The organism is Lysobacter sp. TAB13, assembly GCF_052113885.1.
GTDB lineage: Bacteria > Pseudomonadota > Gammaproteobacteria > Xanthomonadales > Xanthomonadaceae > Lysobacter > Lysobacter gummosus.
Window position 1 is genome coordinate 1 of the sequence record NZ_JBFRDR010000106.1, and the last position, 564, is coordinate 564.

Sequence of the window (564 nt, forward strand, 5' to 3'; positions counted from 1 at the left end):
GGCCAGGCCATAGGGCAGGAATTTCCGGCGTTCGGAGCGGTATTGCAGTTTGCCCGCGTCGGCGAGGAAACGATATTCCCGCATCACGCCCATGCCGCCGCGGAACTGGCCGGCGCCGCAGGTATCGGGCACGTAGCTCCAGTGCTCGAGCCGCACGATGCCCTCGAGATCGACGACCTCGGCGGGGACGGCCGATGCGTTGGCCAGGGCGAGCGAGGTGCCGTCCAGACCGTCGGCACCCGGCCGCGCGCCCCATGAGCCGCGCAGCATGTCGACGAAGATGAACGGCTTGCCGTTGGGAGAACGCCCCGAGAAGGTGTGAAGCAGTGATCCACCATCGCCCGCCGCCATGATCCGTCCCGGCAGGGCTTTGCTGAGCGCGCCGAACAGCGCGTCCATCAGCCGGTAGGCGGTAATGGCGCGGGCCGCGCCAGCCGCCGGGCTGACCCCGTTGAGCACGGTTCCTTCCGGCGCGACGACCGTGATCGGCCGCATATAGCCCGAGTTTGTCGCCGCATGGGGCGGCATCAGGCAGCGGAAGGCGAGATAGGCCGTGCTCTTCGT

At 68.6% G+C, this 564-nt stretch carries 1 protein-coding gene; it reads right to left on the reverse strand.

Annotated elements, in window-relative coordinates; translation table 11 throughout:
- The coding region (locus tag AB4Y92_RS25340; protein ID WP_441822124.1) for a hydantoinase B/oxoprolinase family protein at window positions 1–564 on the reverse strand (564 nt) is incomplete at both ends.